The following is a 16,925-nucleotide window of genomic DNA, read 5'->3' as shown; positions in this document are numbered from 1 at the left end:
CCCAACGTCCTAGAATAAATGAACCAACAAGCACTATCCTCATTCATCTGGTCCGTTGCTGACCTACTGCGTGGCGACTACAAACAATCGGAGTATGGTCGCGTCATCCTACCGTTTACGGTGCTTCGACGGTTGGACTGCGTACTGGAATCGACCAAAGCGGCAGTGCTCGCGGAATTCGAGGCCAAGACCAAGGCCGGACTCAACGCAGAGCCATTCCTGTTGCGTAAGGTCGGAGACGCCAAGTTCTACAACACCTCACCGCTCGACCTGGTCAAGCTCCTTGGCGACCAGGACCACATCCGGCAGAACCTGTACGCCTACATCCAGGGCTTTTCACCGGCGGCGCGCGACATCTTTGAGCGGTTCGATTTCCACAGCCAGATTGAGCGCCTCGCCAAGGCCAACTTGCTTTATCTGGTGACGGAAAAGTTCGCCAATATCGACCTCCATCCGTCCACCGTAGACAACTCCCAAATGGGGTTGGTCTTCGAGGAGCTGATTCGCAAATTCGCCGAAATCTCGAACGAAACCGCCGGGGAGCACTTCACCCCCCGCGAGGTCATCCGGCTGATGGTCAACCTGCTGTTCATCGAGGACGACGATGTGCTCACGCCTGGCAATGCCGTGGTGCGTACCATCTACGACCCCACGGCAGGCACCGGCGGCATGTTGTCGGTGGCGGGCGAATACCTGCTGGAGCACAACCCTGCCGCCCGCCTGACCATGTTTGGCCAGGAACTCAACGACGAGTCCTATGCCATCTGCAAGGCGGACATGCTCATCAAAGGCCAGGACGTCGCCAACATCGTCGCGGGCAACACGCTGTCGGATGACGGCCACGGCGGCCGCAAGTTCGATTACATGCTCTCCAATCCCCCGTTTGGTGTCGAATGGAAGAAGGTTGAGAAAGCGGTGCGCCAAGAACATGAGCAGAAAGGTTTCGACGGGCGCTTTGGGCCCGGCCTGCCACGCGTGTCCGATGGCTCAATGCTATTCCTGATGCACCTGCTTTCGAAGATGCGCCCCGCGCAGGACGGCGGCAGCCGCTTCGGCATCGTGCTGAACGGGTCCCCGTTGTTTACTGGCGGGGCTGGCAGTGGCGAGAGCGAAATCCGCCGCTACGTGCTGGAGAACGACCTGGTGGAAGCTATCGTCGGTTTGCCGACCGACATGTTCTACAACACGGGCATTGCCACCTACGTGTGGATTCTTTCAAACAAGAAGCCAGATGACCGCAAGGGCTACGTCCAACTCATCGACGCCTCGAGCTTCTGGCAGAAGATGCGCAAGAGCCTGGGCAGCAAGCGCAAGGAGCTTAGCGACGACCATATCGCCATGGTGACTCGGCTATTTGGCGATTTCCTTGAGGCGGAGCTGGCGACAGTGCTGGACGCCGAGGGGAAGGAAGTCGGTCGGTACGTAGTGACCGCCACCGCAACCGTGCCTAATGCGCCGACCGGCGGCAAAGTCAAACTCGTGCCCATCTCACGCATCTTCACGAACGAGGAGTTCGGCTACACGACGATTACCGTAGAGCGACCACTGCGCGACGAGCAGGGGCAGGTGGTGCTGGGTGTCAAAGGCAAGCAAAAGGGCAAGCCGCAGGCGGACAGCGCCTTGCGCGACACAGAAAACGTGCCCCTGACGGAAGACATCGCTACCTACTTCAAGCGCGAGGTGCTGCCGCACGCGCCGGATGCGTGGATAGATGAAGAGAAGAGCAAGGTCGGCTACGAGATTCCGTTTAACCGGCATTTCTACGTGTTCGAGCCGCCGCGCGACTTGCACATCATCGATGAAGAGTTGAAAGCTGTGTCGGCCAACATCATGAAGATGCTCGAGGAGTTGGCGGAATGAGCTTGCCAAGTTATCCAGTGTATAAGGACAGTGGAGTGCAGTGGCTTGGCGTAATACCAGGTCATTGGACAGTCAGGGCAATAAAATCGATTGCACAAGGCCCGGGAACTCTGTTCATTGATGGTGACTGGATTGAGAGTCGACACATTGCGGATTGTGGAATCAGATACATTACGACTGGCAACGTGGGAGCGGGTTCATACAAAGAGCAAGGCAGCGGATTCATTTCGGAAGAGACTTTCGACCTCTTGAATTGCACCGAAGTGTCGCCGGGCGATGTCTTGATTTCGCGACTTAACGCGCCGATTGGTCGAGCCTGCATTGTTCCAGATTTGCAGGTTAGAATTGTTACGTCCGTTGATAACGTAATCGTCCGACCGGCGACCGGGTTCGAGCGGCGGTTTCTTGTGTTTCGCCTATCCTCGCCTGACTATTTTCACGAGGCAGGGAATCTTGCGAGCGGCGCGACCATGCAGCGTATTAGCCGGAGCGAGCTTGGCAATATTCGCCTAGCATTTCCACCTCTCCATGAACAAACCGCCATCGCCGCCTTCCTCGACCACGAGACCGGCAAGATTAACGCGCTGATTGCTGAGCAAGAAAAGCTCCTCACCCTGCTGGCAGAAAAGCGCCAGGCGACTATCTCACACGCCGTTACGCGCGGCCTGAACTCTCGCGCGCCAATGAAGGATTCCGGCGTGGCGTGGCTAGGAGCGGTGCCAGCGCATTGGCGTGTATCTCCCCTGAAGTATCTTGTCTCCCTAAAGAGCGGAGGTACGCCAAGCAAGGAGAATCTGGACTTTTGGGATGGCGACGTCCCGTGGGCATCGGCAAAAGACTTGAAAACGGAGCAGCTTGCTGACACGATTGACCACATAACAAGTCTTGCAATTGAGTCGGGAAATGCAGCTGTTGTGCCTGCGGGAACGGTTCTCGTCGTCGTACGGGGAATGATATTGGCCCGCACGTTCCCAGTTGTTGAGACTCTCGTGCCAATGGCAATCAACCAGGACCTGAAAGGTGTGGTACCTCTTGATGGATTGCTGGGCCGATTCCTTGCTTGGCTATTGCGAGGAAGTGCCTACGAATCGCTGCTTCGGCTTGATGAGGCCGGACACGGAACTAAGGCCTTGCGGATGGATGCATGGACGTCAATGCGATTGCCGGTACCTCCTATCGACGAGCAGGCTGCCATTGTTGGCTTTCTCGACACAGAAACTGCCAGGCTCGACGCCCTTACAGCCGAAGCCGAGCGCGCCATCGAACTGCTCAAAGAACGCCGTAGCGCCCTGATAGCCGCCGCCGTCACCGGCAAAATCGATGTGCGCGACGCAGTGCCGCGGGAGCTGGCCGCATGAGCGACATCCAGTTATTCCGCCTGTCCAATGGCACTGCAGACGAGCTATCGAGCCAGGCAGCGAAGTTGGAGAAGCAACTGCAAGGTCTCATCGAGGCGAACATGCCGACTTTTCTCGGCGTACGTTTCTTGGCCAGCGAGTACGCGACTGGCAAGACCCACAAGGGCCGCATCGATTCGCTAGGTCTCGACGAGAACGGTTGCCCAGTCATCATCGAATACAAGCGCCATAGCAACGAGAACGTCATCAACCAGGGGCTGTTCTATCTGGACTGGCTATTGGACCATCAGGCAGAGTTCCGCTGGTTGGTGATGGAAAAGCTCGGCAAGGATGTGGCTGAGCAAATCGAGTGGGCCGGTACGCGTCTGTTGTGCATCGCCGCCGATTTCACCCGCTACGACCAGCACGCCGTACAGCAAATTCCGCGCAATATTGAGCTGATTCGCTACAAGCTATTTGGCGACGACCTGCTGTTGCTAGAGCTGGTGAACGCCCAGAGTGTTCCGGACGCGATGGCGGCCAAGCCAGCCGCTACTGAGGTACCCAACGAATCCGACAAGCCAAAGCAGGCTGGTAAGGACAAGTCTCTGGAAGAGCAGCTTGCACTTGCCTCGACAGACATTCGCGACCTGTACACACAAACGACGAGCTATTTGACCACTCTGGGCGACGACGTACAGGAAAAGCGCCTGAAGCTCTACACCGCCTTCCGGCGTCTAAAGAACTTCGCCTGCGTCATTGCCTATCCGAATCGCCTGCTCATCACGCTCAAGCTCGACCCGGCGTCGGTCACGCTTGAAGATGGCTTCAGCCGAGATATAAGCCACGTCGGCCACTGGGGCACCGGCGACGTCGAATTGACGCTGCGCACTCTGGCGGACTTGGCGCGGGCCAAACCACTCATAGAACGCAGTTACGCCGAAGGCTAGGTTGCACCTCTGGCCTGCCCAGGAAACAAGAATATCGAATACGTACGGGTCAACCATGAGCAATCTGCACCAGGAACACCACTTCGAAGCGGAAATCTGCCAGTCCTTGGCAGCCAACGGTTGGCTCTATGCCGAGGGCGATGCCGCACACTATGACCGCGCCAGCGCGCTTTACCTGCCTGACCTGGTGGCGTGGATTGAGGTTAGCCAGCCCGATACTTGGCAACGCCTTACCAAAACTCATGGCCCTGCTCTCAAGGAGCGTCTGGCTGACCGAGTACGCAAAAGCCTGAACGAGCGGGGTACGCTGGATGTGTTGCGCCGTGGTGTGGAAATGCTAGGACTGAAGGAACCGCTGTCGCTGGTCCAGTTCAAGCCCGCGCTGGCCATCAACCCAGTTATCCAGCATCATTACGCCGCCAACCGCCTGCGCGTGGTGCGTCAGGTGCGACATTCGCCAAACCATCCGCATGACGCACTGGACTTGGTCCTCTTCGTCAATGGCATCCCGGTGGCCACTGCCGAGCTGAAGTCGGACTTCACACAAAGCGTACACGATGCAGTGGACCAGTATCGGTTTGACCGTCACCCCCAGCCAAAGGGTGGGCAGGCGGAGCCGCTGCTGAGCTTTCCCGGTGGGGCACTCGTGCACTTCGCGGTTAGCCAAGCCGAAGTAATGATGACCACCCGGCTGGCCGGCCCGGGTACGCGCTTCCTGCCATTCAACCGAGGCAACCAGGGCGCAGCAGGCAATACGCCGAACCCGGACGGCTTCGCCACCGCCTACCTGTGGGCAGAAGTGTGGGCGCGCGAGAGCTGGCTCGACATCTTGCACCGCTATCTGATTGGTAAGCGCGACGAGAAGAAGCAGCCGAAGACCGTCATCTTCCCGCGCTATCACCAACTCGATGCGACACGCAAGCTAGTGGCAGATGTGCTGGCACAGGGTCCTAGCCAGCGTTACCTGATTCAACATTCGGCGGGCTCGGGCAAGACCAATTCGATTGCCTGGACCGCCCACTTCCTCGCCGACCTGCACAACGCCGAACACCAAAAGATGTTCGACAGCGTGCTAGTGGTATCGGACCGCACAGTGCTCGACGCGCAGCTGCAGGAAGCTATATTCGACTTCGAGCGTACCACCGGTGTGGTGGCCTCCATCACTAACGAGCACGGGAGCAAGAGCGCGCGACTGGGCCAGGCGCTCAAGGACGGCAAGAAAATTATTGTCTGCACCATCCAGACATTTCCGTTCGCCTTGCAGGCCGCACAGGAACTGGCGTCGACCGAAGGCAAACGATTCGCGGTCATCGCCGACGAAGCCCACAGCTCACAAACAGGCGAGGCTGCCGCCAAGCTTAAGCAGTTGCTCTCTGCAGAAGAATGGGCTGAGCTGCAGGATGGCGGCGAAGTCGACACCGAAGCACTACTGGCTGCCCAAATGGAAGCGCGGACCGGGGCCAAGGGGCTGACCTACGTGGCATTCACTGCCACCCCCAAACAGAAGACCCTTGAGCTGTTCGGCCGCCCTGGTGCGGACGGGTTGCCCCAGCCCTTCCATGTGTACTCGATGCGTCAAGCCATTGAAGAGGGCTTCATTCTCGACGTGCTGAAGAACTATACGACCTACAAGCTCGCCTTCAAGCTGGCCCATGATGGCCAGGAATATGACGAGAATGAGGTCGAGCGCAGTGCCGCGATGAAGGGAATCATGCAGTGGGTCCGGCTGCACCCGTACAACATCGCGCAGAAGGTGAAAATCGTCGTCGAGCATTACCGAGAGAACGTTCAGCCTCTGCTGGAGGGCAAGGCCAAAGCAATGGTCGTGGTAGGCAGCCGTAAGGAAGCAGTGCGTTGGCAGAAGGCGGTTCGCGCCTATATCCAGAAACAGAACTATCCACTGGGCGTGCTGGTGGCCTTCTCCGGCGAAATTGACGACCCTGAGAGCTACCCAGCACCGGTCGCCGAGTCCAGCAAAGTCCTGAATCCTGACCTCAAGGGGCGCGACATCCGTGACGCATTCGCCGAGCCCGAGTATCACCTGCTCCTCGTTGCCAACAAGTTCCAGACGGGCTTTGACCAGCCCTTGCTGTGCGGTATGTACGTCGACAAGATGCTCGGGGGCATCCAGGCCGTGCAGACGTTGTCTCGGCTGAACCGCGCCCATCCTGGCAAGGACACCACCTACATCCTCGATTTCGTTAACGAGGCCGGCGACATCCTGAAGGCGTTCAAGACTTACTACGAGACCGCCGAATTGGAGGCCACCACCGACCCGCATCATGTATATGACTTGCGCGCCAAGCTTGATGCCGCTGGTTACTACGACGATTTTGAGGTCGACCGTGTGGCGAAGGTGGAATTGGACCCGAAAGGCACGCAAGCGCAGTTGAGCACTGCCATAGCGCCAGTGGCCGACCGTCTGCTCAAGCGTTACAAGGCAGCGCAGGAGGACAAGGCAGCCGCCGAAGCCCAGCAGGAGGACAAGGCCGCGCACGCAGCTAAGGACACACTCGATGCACTGGTCCTGTTCAAGAACGATATGGGCGCGTTTGTGCGCTTGTATGCATTCCTGTCGCAGATTTTCGACTACGGGAACACCGACATTGAGAAGCGCTTCCTGTTTTACAAGCGACTTATCCCACTGCTGGAGTTCGGCCGAGAACGCGATTCCGTCGACCTGTCCAAGGTCGTGTTGACCCATCACAGCCTCAGGAATACAGGCCGCCAGCCGTTGAGCCTAAGTCATGGTGAAGCGCCCAAGCTACCCCCAATGGACGCCGTCGGCAGTGGTGCGGTTCAGGACAAGCAGAAGGCTTTCCTTGATGAAATCATTCAGAAGGTCAACGGCCTGTTCGAAGGTGACCTCACCAATGACGACCAACTTGTGTATATCAACGGCGTACTCAAGGGCAAACTGCTTGAAAACGAGACGCTTGTTCAGCAGGCCTTGAGTAATAGCAAAGAGCAGTTCGCCAACTCACCGGACCTCAAGGACGCGCTAATGCACGCCATCATGGATGCGCTCGACGCTCACAATACGATGAGCACACAGGCTCTCGGCTCGGAGAGGGTGCGGGAAGGACTCAAAGAGATTCTGCTGGGGCCCGCGCAGCTATATGAGGCACTTCGAGCAACGTCGGCAAACCATAACGGGGCAGCACGAACGTAGGATGCCACGGACATCTGGCTTCTGGGATGACTGGGCCGCGGCCAAGTCAAACGCTCGCGGTACCCACGACGGACTGCGCCCAGCGCAGCATCGGCCAGAAACGCGGTGGCAAAAGGTCTCGAGCTTTGTCGAGCGGCACCCACCGAAACTCATGATGTTCCGGCCGACCGAGCTCGGCGCTGACTGGTAGACTCACATCACCCTGGCTCGACAACGCAAGATAAGCGCGCGACCTTTCCCTTCGAATACGGCTCAGTTTCGCGATAGTACTCGCCCCAAGGCAATTCCAGCTCAGACAGCCCCGTTTCCTCTGTGGTTTCACGCAGTGCGGCGTGCAACAGCTCTTCGCCAGGCTCGGGCAGCCCTTTCGGGAAGTCCCAGTTTCGATACGCGCGCAGGACTAGACAGCGCCAATGGTCGTCAAATTGGCGCACCACAACCAGGCCTGCCGAACGCTTCACTACGGTCATCTTCTAATGGGCTTGTAGCAATGGTGGCCAAATCGCGCAAGAACCGAGGTCCTGGTAAGGCGCGACTATGATGCTTTCTTGCTCAATCGGCATTGGCAGATTCCGGCATCCAGGTCCATGTGGCTCGACTTGCAATGGTGCATGCGTGAACGGTTATTCGCGATACCTTGGCCATCACCAGTAAAGGCCTCGGTCGGCCAGCGCGGCTCAGGGCAACGTCATGGGCAAGTCCTATCGTCCCGCAAAAGCAGCGGCAGCCATTGCAACCTGCTCAACCTTCCCCTGCAACAGCGCCTTTAGCGGGGTAATGTTGCCCAGCGATGCCTTGGGCGTCGTGAAGAACTGCCATTTACTCCATCCGGGCAGACTGCCCAGAAGTTGGGTTATCTTTGCTAGCGTCTTGCGGTCCACGTCCGCCGTAAGATAAAAGGCTGGATAGTACTGGGCTGCTCCGACGTCGACCGTGAAGATTCGCCCCGAGGCGACAGCCTTGTTGAGGGCCTGTCGCGTCACACCCAAGACTTCCCAGACCTTCGCGGCGGGCAGCAGCTTGCCTGAGTCAACCAGCGCCTGCCGTTCAGGCAAGGCGCGGCACTTGAAATCGACCTGGTTGCTGTTCTCAGCCGTACGTAATGCCGCCGTCTTTGCGCGCCCAGACCTTTTCGTATTGCTGGTGGCGAGTTCCTCGCGGCCGAACGTTACCAATCCGGCGAGGTCAATGACCTGCAGAATGCCGAGCTTGAACAGGCGCCCCAGCTCCTCATCCGGCAGCGCGAGCAGCGCCTTGGCCTTTTTCGGCCCGAGCATGGCCGCAGCGCCAACGGCACTACGCAGCGCATCTTCGGCCTCGGTATTGAGAGGGGCCCCATGGGCCTCAACGGTAGCGGCCTGGTTCATCATCGCCTCCTTGGAAGCATGCAACCCAGCATAAGTCGAGACCGCAACTACGTCAACTTTGTCAACCTTACGCAGCCCAAAAAACTGCCTCCTCCAAATGGAGGTTTCGTCTCGATGTCCTTCAGCGCGGCTGGTAGTGAATGACGGCTATCCGTCGGGCATCGTGGTTGCCCAAGCTGTTGTGGTCGACAACCCAACGCTCGGCTTTGGACAGCGCTTTCAAAGCCGAACTTATGCTGGGCGATGCGTCAGGGAACAGTGGAGCGATGGACGGCGGCTTCGCAACGTTGCAAAGTTGACGCGCGGACTTCACCAACAAGGCCCCGCTCATAGCAAGACTGCCGGAGCGTTCGGAGGGATACGTATGCCCCGCACGTAGCACTGCGTCAGTAAGGTCAACGTAATGTTGTGACGGAACTGATACAGCGGTGGCCGACTGAAAGGCCGAGATGAAATCGTCCCTGTCTACCATGCGTGACTGAGACCGCAGCACTGCGCGGCATAGGTGTCCAAATAGTGCGTCGTAGGACTTCGAAGCCGCTGTTGCTTCTGCACGCACGTATGACCTCATCCTGACTAGGAAATTTCGCCCATCTTCTTCTAGCTCTTCCCAAGATGGTTCGCCGCACGCGAAAGTCATTCGATTAAGTACGCGATTGCGAAACTCGTCTTCTGAACAGCTCGTTAGAAATCTGCCAAGGTCGCCTTCAGTAATCCGAGTACGGAGAGCCTCGTGCAGTTCGGCGACTGGGTACTTTGCTTCTTTGGCGAGTGTCCATGCCTCCAGCGCAGGAACACCACTTAACAAAGGAACACGTCTTTCATTCCCAATCGGTGAGGTGGTTAGGAAAGTCGCAAATACCTGCCTCCCCGTATTCTCCTCTTGCAACGAGAAGAGAGAATCCAAGGTCGTCAGCACATCTTGTGAGTTCAGCGTGACCTTTCCCGACTCTCGAGTATCTTTGACCTGCACAGCATGGAGAATTTTCTCAATGTTGCCCGGAACGGCCAGCAGTTCTGCGTAATCTTCGGCGACCTCAAGATGCAGCTCCCCATCGGGGGGCAGGCGCATCCACGCCCCAAGAGAGGCGTGGATTTGGTAGACATATCCGCGGAGGGAGGAGGTTGCTTGTCTGGCCGCTTGTTCTGCATTCAGCTTCCAAGTATTCGGCTCCGTGCCAAAGCTGTCAATTTTCTGCGCTGCCATGTCGGGGGTTAATACCGGTATTCGGAAACTTCGGGGAGTAGACACCTGTAAACAGGGACGCCATTAGCTACCGACGAGTTAGGCCTAGGGCAGGACCTCAAACCGCCACCCGTGGTAGCTGTAGAGATACTCGCCACCATCCTCCCTGTCGGTCAGCTTCACCTGCAGCCGGAATCGCGTGCCAACGGGATAGTCTCGCGATAGTCGTTTGGAACACGCTACGTGAAGGCTCATCGGGTATTTTCCGCCGTCTGCGGGACGAATGTGGACATCACCATGGAGTCCCGAGGTGCTCGCCGAGCGAAAGCTCTCTACCACTACATACTCATATGCACCGTCCTGAGCCATAAGACCTCCTAAGAGTTAGCCGCCCGCATCGGCCCATGCCACGGACGCCGCCAGCACCGGGGATTCAAAACGTACGCGACTCTAGGCGGAATCGGAAACACCACCCCCTTACTCTTCTGCGATGATGAATCAGTTCGGGTTCTTTCCGAGCCATGCTGGCGCACGCCCGCGGCCAGACCAGGTCTTACCCATCTTCGGGTCGCGACATTTGGGAGGCCACGCACTCTTCTTCGTTGCTACCGAGCCACTCCCGGCAGGACGGCAACGCCGGCGCTTCGTAACAATGCCTTTGTCTTCTGTGGTAAGGCGGTACTCATTCATCAAGGCTTCAATGCGCTCAATAACGCTTGCCGGCCTCACTCGCGTCCACCTCTGCCTTGGCTTCGAGAGCTTCCTAGTACGTCGCCACGCAACTACCTCTCTACGTGATTGGTCAGCTTGGGGCGAATGCCGCCGGGTTGGGCCTTGTTGATGGAGCGGATGAATCGTACCACTCCACTGTGGCTCCTCCGCGAGAATCGGGAAGCCGTCCGCTGCAGTTCGTCACTTCGGCAGTGCTCCAAAATGGGAGGCGGCCATGTCGAGAAGACGCCGACGTTTGAAAATCCTGTTTCGGAAGTACGTGATGTCGCTGCTAAAGTCACGCTTTACTCTTAGGAGCTCCGTCGCCTTCCCCGCGATGACCTCTTCGATGACGAGAGTCATTCGCTGGGTCGATGTGCCATCCTGCTTATTGACTCGTATCTCGTGCTCGGTAACGTAGAAGCTCAATTTTCCCTTATGTCCCGCGCGACGCTTGATTCGACCTGGAGAATATTCGAAGCCCGAACTTTTTTGTAATGCTGTTGCGAGCGGGGAATTTTCCGTTGGTTTGCAGAAGAATGGGTCCTGACTGCCACACATGTAAAGCAGGGCAAATGGCAGGTTCGACGTCGTGACGGCGCGGTATAGATGGCCTTGTTCGCGGCAAAAAACCTTTAACATCGAATCGAACACCGAATCCGGAACTCGCGCCCCTAGAAACTTCTCTACGAACATGAGAACAATATCTGGGTACTCGAGTATTAGCTTAAGAATTTCCTTGGCGTTCTTGCTCGTCGTTCCACGCTTCTCAGTTCCATTGAAGGACTTCGGGTCGGCCAGATTGCAATCCTCGTATTGCTCTTTGTCGTAGTCAGCAATCCCCTGGATGTTGCGCGTGGCATGTTTGGCGTACAGAGGCAGATTTTTCCCATTCTCATCGACTCGTGTATCTACATCAAGATTGACGATTTGAATTGGGTTGTCGCACTCAGGGCAGACGGCATAGTGGCGCGCCTTTCTATCGTCACCTACCTGATACCAAGGAGCGCGCTTGCCCGTTTTCGCGTGAAATACGTCGTCGCTCGTCAACTCGAAGGATTCGAAATTTCCAGGAGAAAGCTTGAAAACATTCATCTCATGAATCTCGCACACACAGTCTCAGCATGTTTCAATAATCACATTTCACCGGACGGTTTGCAAGACGCCCATGCCACGACATGCGGGGGAACTGAACGCCGCTGCGACAACACCGCAGTCACGCAAACTAGCTTCCAAGCCGACGGAGGCTCATGCCAAATCCCCGATACCGTGGAGGCTATCATTTGAGCCTGAGTGCGTTCCTCCATGTCGGCGCTCTCCATTCCCAAACGTGTACTTCCTCAAAAATCTTTGGCAGCAGCAGGCGACCAACCTCGACGCTGGCACACAGCGGCGCGGCGGGGTACACATGGATTACGCGGGCGCCCGCTCTCTCGACCCTCAGCAGGAAGTCATTGAACTCGCGCCGGAAGATGCGCAGATGTTCTTCAGTCCTAATGATTCCTCTGCCCGGCGAGACTGCTTGAAACTCCACCGCGTTAATCCCCTCGGGCGGTTTCGCCCGGTTCGAGATACTCACTACAACTGCGACTTCCGTTGGCAGCGTCGCTGGCACTTCGAAGGAGAACTTCGGAGCCGAGCAGTCTGGCGATTGGTCCCACAGCCATCGCTCGGTAGGCAAGTCGAGCACCGTTGCCTCGGTCTTATCACCCAGCAACGCGCCTAGCTTCATTAGCATTGGAATGGGTGCGAATGCAGCAATGGTCAGGTGTGCAGCACCGTTCCTAGCTGTGATTTCAGGGTGAATCAGCCTCTCATACGCGGCCACGACAACTTGCTCGGCACGAGGCCAAAATTCTGGCGAGTCATCCTGGGTATCGAAGTCGCCTTTGTCAATGTGTATGGACTTGCCGGAAGGGAAGCGGGTGTATCGGGTATTCTCGAGCATCGCGTAGTGAATCTCCCCAAGCTCGATGACGGGTACATGCGAGCCTATCGGGAATGTCATCAGTATGGGCAGGCTCTCCTTTACTCCCGTGGCGGAATAGATTAGCTCCATGCGGGCCTCATGCTCGCGCTTCATTGCCCGGAGTTGCTCAGTTGTGTACTCGTTCTTCTTGCCATTACGGTCGATGCGGCTATGGCAATCGAAGCAGGCAAGCATCAGATTGCTCGGGTCCTTGGCCAACCGCTCCGACTCACCCTCAACCCCACGCGAGCCGTCCGGACTATCCGCAATAATGTGCGCGTATTCTCCGACGAGGCATTTGGCTTTAGTGAGGAAGTCCCGGTCAACTCGTTTGCAGCAGCCTCGGAATTGGCAGCGGCCGGCGGCAGCCACCCAAAGGTCGCGACGAACGTTCACGGGGATGTGAGCACGCCCTTGTGTTCTAGGCATTTTTGACTTCCTCTTTCAGTTCGCGAAATGTGCCTCGACGGCTCAGACACCAGACCCGGAGGCGGTGGGTGCCGATGATGGGAAAGAACAGCCGGTCACCTTCGAACTTGTCATTCGACACCGCCTGCAGCCAATCTGCACGGTCCACGCCACTCGGCGATGGGTCGGATTCCGGATGGGTGTGCCAAAGGCCGAGATAGGCCATGGTGCTCGACTGCTGTTGCCAGCGCTCCCGTGCACGTACCTCATGCTTCTTCGACCGAAAGAAGCCAAACCTGCTGCGCCGGTCTGCATCCTGTGGTGTCGTCACTTCGTCGACCACCACATCCGGCGAATCGAGCAAGAAGCGACCAAGCAAAACGCCACCTGCCTCCTTCTGCCACCATTTGTGCTGGGCAAAAGCGGTCATCTGCTCGACAGCATGTTCAACAATGATGAGCCGCTGCCGCGGCGTGACGCGAAAGACGAGCTTCACGTTGCACCTTTACAGCGTTTGCATGGTCGACCGAGCACCCGCTGCGATGCGTCATCCTGCGAAGTCTTCTTTGCGGCCGTCCACCAGTGGGTGGTCCGCAGTCCTTCTTTCTGCGCGACAACGCCGTCACCGACCCAGAATCTATAAGACGGCTTCGGCTCGCTGCGGAGAGCGCCGAGGATATGCTCCGCCGCCATGAGGCCGGTTTTGCGAGCTTGGAGTGCGCCGTACGGAACGAAGGTATTGGCGCATCCCGTGAGGTTGCGAGAGACATGCTGGTCTGGCTGCAGGAACGAAGTTCTCGGAGAAAGGGCTGGTTGTCCCTCATCGTCGCGATACAGGCAATCCAGGCATCCCTCCTGGTCGCACCATGTGAGTACGGAGTGACCGCCAAGGTCGAGGGCTTCCAGCCAGGTGTAGACCACGGGCAGATGCGCCGCGCTCTTCCGGATAATTCGGGCAATTGCCCTTTCAATGGACGGCGCTCCGATGGCAACAACGATTCCATCGAGCTCGGCCAGCTTTGCCGTCTTCAGCCAAGTCTGGGCAGCCAGAGGAACTTCCTCGACCTTAATTCCTGGATACCTTCGTTGAAACGTGTGCTGCAAGGCGAAGACCTTGTGGGCGTCAGTCCACAAAGGGTCAAGCACGTGTCGGAAGACGTTGTCTTCGGAAAACTCATCGTGGTCGACCAGTGTCAGCTTTCCAACACCCGCTGCGGCGAGATTGTCAGCGACAACTGCGCCAACGGCTCCGCAGCCCAGCACCGCGATGTGTTTTCCTATCAGGTCGAGAGACGCTCCCCCACGTTCACGCATGTAGGTTGGAGTGTGTCGCCGCATGACGAGCGGTACGATTTGCCCGCTGGGGTCCACTGAGCCTCGATTGGCAGTAAAGACCATACCCACCAGTGAGCGACCGCCAGCAGCTCTCGGAACAGACACCAATAGCGCTAGCCGCTTCGGGCCACCCTTCGACGGCCCGAACAGCTGGGCCCAGAGTTCCAGTTGTGTCGCGGAAAGCTTGGCGCGGACCGCTTCGATAAATTGCGCGTCGAGTTTGCGCGGATTCTCCGGCGGCAACGGAAAATCACCCAGGTGCAGATACAGCGCCCGTTTCGTGGCGAGGTCCTTGCCGTACAACTCTGGCGGAAGCGACTGGTTTTGCTCGGCGAAGTACCACTTTGGCAGCTTCCCCCTGGCATTCAGGTATGCCGAGATAAGACGGTCCTTGCCGTCCACCTCGAAGGCAGCCCGTCCGAGCAGTGTCCCGTGCATGCCGGCCCAGTAGCCCTCGAGCTCATTGAAGAACTCTGCTCTTCCCGAAGCAGCATCCGCCGCGGATTTTTCGAGCAAGTCGTATCCGGCCAAGAGCGTGTAGGCGACGATGTCAGCGCGCCGGTCCGGGTCAATGGACAGTCCTTGCCCGTCGTTCACGCAGATGGTGCCAGAGTATGAGACGTGCGCCAGGAGCTCGCCGGGCGAGACAAGGGAGACATGCGGTAGTTTCAGCAAGGTCTCTGTGCAATCGACGCTCATGTCCCAAGCACGCGTTGCACTTTGAAGCCGGACAGCAAGGCGCCCGTCTGCAGCGCCATCGAGACGAATGGCCGCCAAGCCGCGCTCGGCGCATTGCGACTCGACGACCTGGAAGCACGCGTCCACCTTTTCTTGGGCAGCGGACACGGGCGTAGTCACGCAGAATTCCCGGTGCTGATGACAGGTGCGGAAACCGCTTTGGCCGTCGCCGCCTTTTCGGGAATCTTAAAGTCGTCGCCAAACTGCTTGTTCAGAATCTTGCACGCATCCTCAGGCAGTTCCTCGTAATAAGCCTCGCTCAAGGCGTCGCGCATCGCTTCCAGCTTCTCCTTGAAGGTATTCATCTGCGCTTTTGTCATCCAGCCCATCGTGTCGTTGTACGGCGTCACGGGAAGCATGACCTTCAGCCTTTCATGCAAGCCATCCTCTTCGGTGTAGCTGTGGACGAACTGAGACAGGATGGCTTCCACCCAGTCAAGCATTGCCAGGAGGTCAGCGGGCTTCCCGGAAGTCTCGAACCGAGGCTGAAACCATTGCTTGGCCGCAATCGTGAGAGAGATGCTCAGGGGCGCTCCGCCGTTGCGGAACTGGACGTGGCGCCAGCGCTTGAGGTAACGGATGCTGCGGCGATACTGCGCCAGGTCAGCATCGTCGTCAAAGGCGTCGCAGATGAGCTTGGTCAGCTTCTTCGGGTCCGCAGCATCCCAAACCTTGTAGTCATCGCCGGAGTTTTCCTTGCCTTTAGCGAGGTCCAGCAAGTCGTCGTGGCGCTTAACATAGATGGCCAGGTCGACGTGGTATTCGGGCTTGTCGTCACGCATGTAGTTCACCGTCACACAAGGACGACGGATGGCAACGGTGCGCCCGTTCGAGTTCAGGGCGTCACGGACCTTCTTCTTCAAGACCACCGGGTCCGGATATTTGTCCTTCTGGCAGTCGAAGATGAGGCCAACATCAATGTCGTAGTTCCGGTCGGGCGGCAAGACGCCCGTGTGCATCGAATAGCTTCCTTGGTTGAACGACCCGAAGGACGGAACGTCTTCACCCAGGTTGTCTTTCAGCGCCTTGATGAGCCCATCGCGCTTTTCCCGGAGTTTCGCCTTGTCATCATCCTCGTCGAGCTTGATGCTCGAGTGGAAGTCTTCGAATTGCTTTTGCACTGCAGGCATCTTGGAGTCCTCGTCGTAAGAGCACAGCAGGCTGAGGCGGCCGCGAACAGCCCGGAGCCAATTAGATGGTGAGCACGCTTGAAACTTACGCGGTAGTCACGTGCAAGCCAGAACACTACATATAGTATCAGAAACAAACTTTCTCACTATATATAGCATACGAGGCTCATAACTGCACTTTTCATGTCACACATGACGAGCATCATGCAGCACAATTCAAGTGTGCTGCACTACATGGGTGCAGAAGCAACAACTTTCAAGAGACGGTCGACCGGGTCTAGCGAGCCAATGAGAAAGTCCGAGACCAACCGGCAATTGGCGGCCCTTCAAACGAAGATGAAGGAGGCAGCAGAGCGGCGGCAGAAGCCGAACAGTTTTGGATATGCCTTTTCACCATTGGCCTTACGGGCAGTGAAGCGGGCGTTAGCCGAAACCCAATTGCTTAGAAAAATCCGCAACCATTCGATGTCGACGCCGTGCATTCACAGCGCACGCGAATGCATAGGCGTCGCAACAATTAATCAGAGTTGCCATCTGCTGGCAAAACCACCGGCAGCTTTTCGACATGGCGCGCGCCCGCGATGCCGACGCGGCACCACGCCTTGCCCGAGTCCGAGTTATTCGAAACTGTTCCGTCGTCGTGGTGTCGCTCCACTTCCGTGGGAGGCGACGCCTGAATGATACGCATCAAGCATTTATTGGCAAAAAAATGGGCCGGCCCATGAAGGTCGACCCTGATTTTTGCTATACGCCAAGTCTACT

13 protein-coding genes and 1 pseudogene are annotated in these 16,925 nt (G+C 57.5%); 5 read left to right on the top strand and 9 right to left on the bottom strand.

The window, feature by feature from the left end; all coding sequences use genetic code 11:
* Nucleotides 1–18: 18 nt before the first annotated feature.
* The 4 genes from AC3WLF_RS16925 to AC3WLF_RS16910 are packed head-to-tail and all read left to right on the top strand — an operon-like array spanning nt 19 to nt 7,319.
* Complete coding sequence (locus AC3WLF_RS16925; RefSeq protein WP_492358529.1) at nt 19–1,860, top strand: type I restriction-modification system subunit M; 1,842 nt, start codon at nt 19–21, stop codon at nt 1,858–1,860.
* The gene (locus AC3WLF_RS16920; protein WP_492358528.1) at nt 1,857–3,218 is read left to right on the top strand and encodes a restriction endonuclease subunit S; all 1,362 of its coding nucleotides are present in this window, start codon (nt 1,857–1,859) and stop codon (nt 3,216–3,218) included. Before AC3WLF_RS16925 ends, AC3WLF_RS16920 begins: the two co-directional genes overlap by 4 nt.
* Nucleotides 3,215–4,147, top strand: coding sequence for a DUF5655 domain-containing protein (locus AC3WLF_RS16915; RefSeq protein WP_492358527.1), 933 nt, complete (start codon nt 3,215–3,217; stop codon nt 4,145–4,147). Before AC3WLF_RS16920 ends, AC3WLF_RS16915 begins: the two co-directional genes overlap by 4 nt.
* Nucleotides 4,148–4,202: 55 nt before the next feature.
* Nucleotides 4,203–7,319, top strand: a complete 3,117-nt coding sequence (locus tag AC3WLF_RS16910; protein WP_492358526.1) for a type I restriction endonuclease subunit R — start codon at nt 4,203–4,205, stop codon at nt 7,317–7,319.
* A gap of 197 nt (nt 7,320–7,516) precedes the next feature.
* On the opposite strand, the gene AC3WLF_RS16905 is transcribed toward AC3WLF_RS16910, so the two are convergent.
* From AC3WLF_RS16905 to AC3WLF_RS16865, 9 genes and pseudogenes are all read right to left on the bottom strand, one after another.
* Nucleotides 7,517–7,789, bottom strand: coding sequence for an NUDIX domain-containing protein (locus AC3WLF_RS16905; protein ID WP_492358525.1), 273 nt, complete (start codon nt 7,787–7,789; stop codon nt 7,517–7,519).
* A gap of 231 nt (nt 7,790–8,020) precedes the next feature.
* Nucleotides 8,021–8,689 (bottom strand): hypothetical protein, encoded by a 669-nt coding sequence (locus AC3WLF_RS16900; RefSeq protein ID WP_492358524.1) that lies wholly within the window; start codon nt 8,687–8,689, stop codon nt 8,021–8,023.
* A gap of 118 nt (nt 8,690–8,807) precedes the next feature.
* Nucleotides 8,808–9,893: a hypothetical protein gene (locus AC3WLF_RS16895; protein ID WP_492358523.1), complete on the bottom strand. Its 1,086-nt coding sequence runs from the start codon at nt 9,891–9,893 to the stop codon at nt 8,808–8,810.
* 477 nt (nt 9,894–10,370) lie between these two features.
* Nucleotides 10,371–10,611, bottom strand: a pseudogene (locus AC3WLF_RS16890) (H-NS histone family protein).
* A 173-nt stretch (nt 10,612–10,784) separates the two neighbouring features.
* The gene (locus AC3WLF_RS16885) at nt 10,785–11,678 is read right to left on the bottom strand and encodes a hypothetical protein (protein WP_492358522.1); all 894 of its coding nucleotides are present in this window, start codon (nt 11,676–11,678) and stop codon (nt 10,785–10,787) included.
* Between the two features lie 184 nt (nt 11,679–11,862).
* Nucleotides 11,863–12,948 carry an SAVED domain-containing protein gene (locus AC3WLF_RS16880; RefSeq protein ID WP_492358521.1) on the bottom strand — a complete coding sequence of 362 codons (1,086 nt, stop codon included), beginning with the start codon at nt 12,946–12,948 and terminating at the stop codon, nt 11,863–11,865.
* Between the two features lie 25 nt (nt 12,949–12,973).
* Nucleotides 12,974–13,456, bottom strand: coding sequence for a Mov34/MPN/PAD-1 family protein (locus AC3WLF_RS16875; protein ID WP_492358520.1), 483 nt, complete (start codon nt 13,454–13,456; stop codon nt 12,974–12,976).
* Nucleotides 13,453–15,153, bottom strand: a complete 1,701-nt coding sequence (locus AC3WLF_RS16870; RefSeq protein ID WP_492358519.1) for a ThiF family adenylyltransferase — start codon at nt 15,151–15,153, stop codon at nt 13,453–13,455. Before AC3WLF_RS16870 ends, AC3WLF_RS16875 begins: the two co-directional genes overlap by 4 nt.
* On the bottom strand, nt 15,150–16,163 hold the full coding sequence (locus tag AC3WLF_RS16865; RefSeq protein WP_492358518.1) for a nucleotidyltransferase domain-containing protein: 1,014 nt from the start codon (nt 16,161–16,163) through the stop codon (nt 15,150–15,152). The genes AC3WLF_RS16870 and AC3WLF_RS16865 overlap by 4 nt, the downstream gene beginning before the upstream one ends.
* Nucleotides 16,164–16,367: 204 nt before the next feature.
* Between AC3WLF_RS16865 and AC3WLF_RS16860 the strand changes: the two genes are divergently transcribed.
* On the top strand, nt 16,368–16,844 hold the full coding sequence (locus tag AC3WLF_RS16860) for a hypothetical protein (RefSeq protein ID WP_492358517.1): 477 nt from the start codon (nt 16,368–16,370) through the stop codon (nt 16,842–16,844).
* The last annotated feature ends 81 nt before the right edge of the window (nt 16,845–16,925 follow it).

This window comes from Cupriavidus sp. FW306-01-F10A, assembly GCF_058782785.1.
This window is presented reverse-complemented; position numbering and strand designations above follow the sequence as displayed.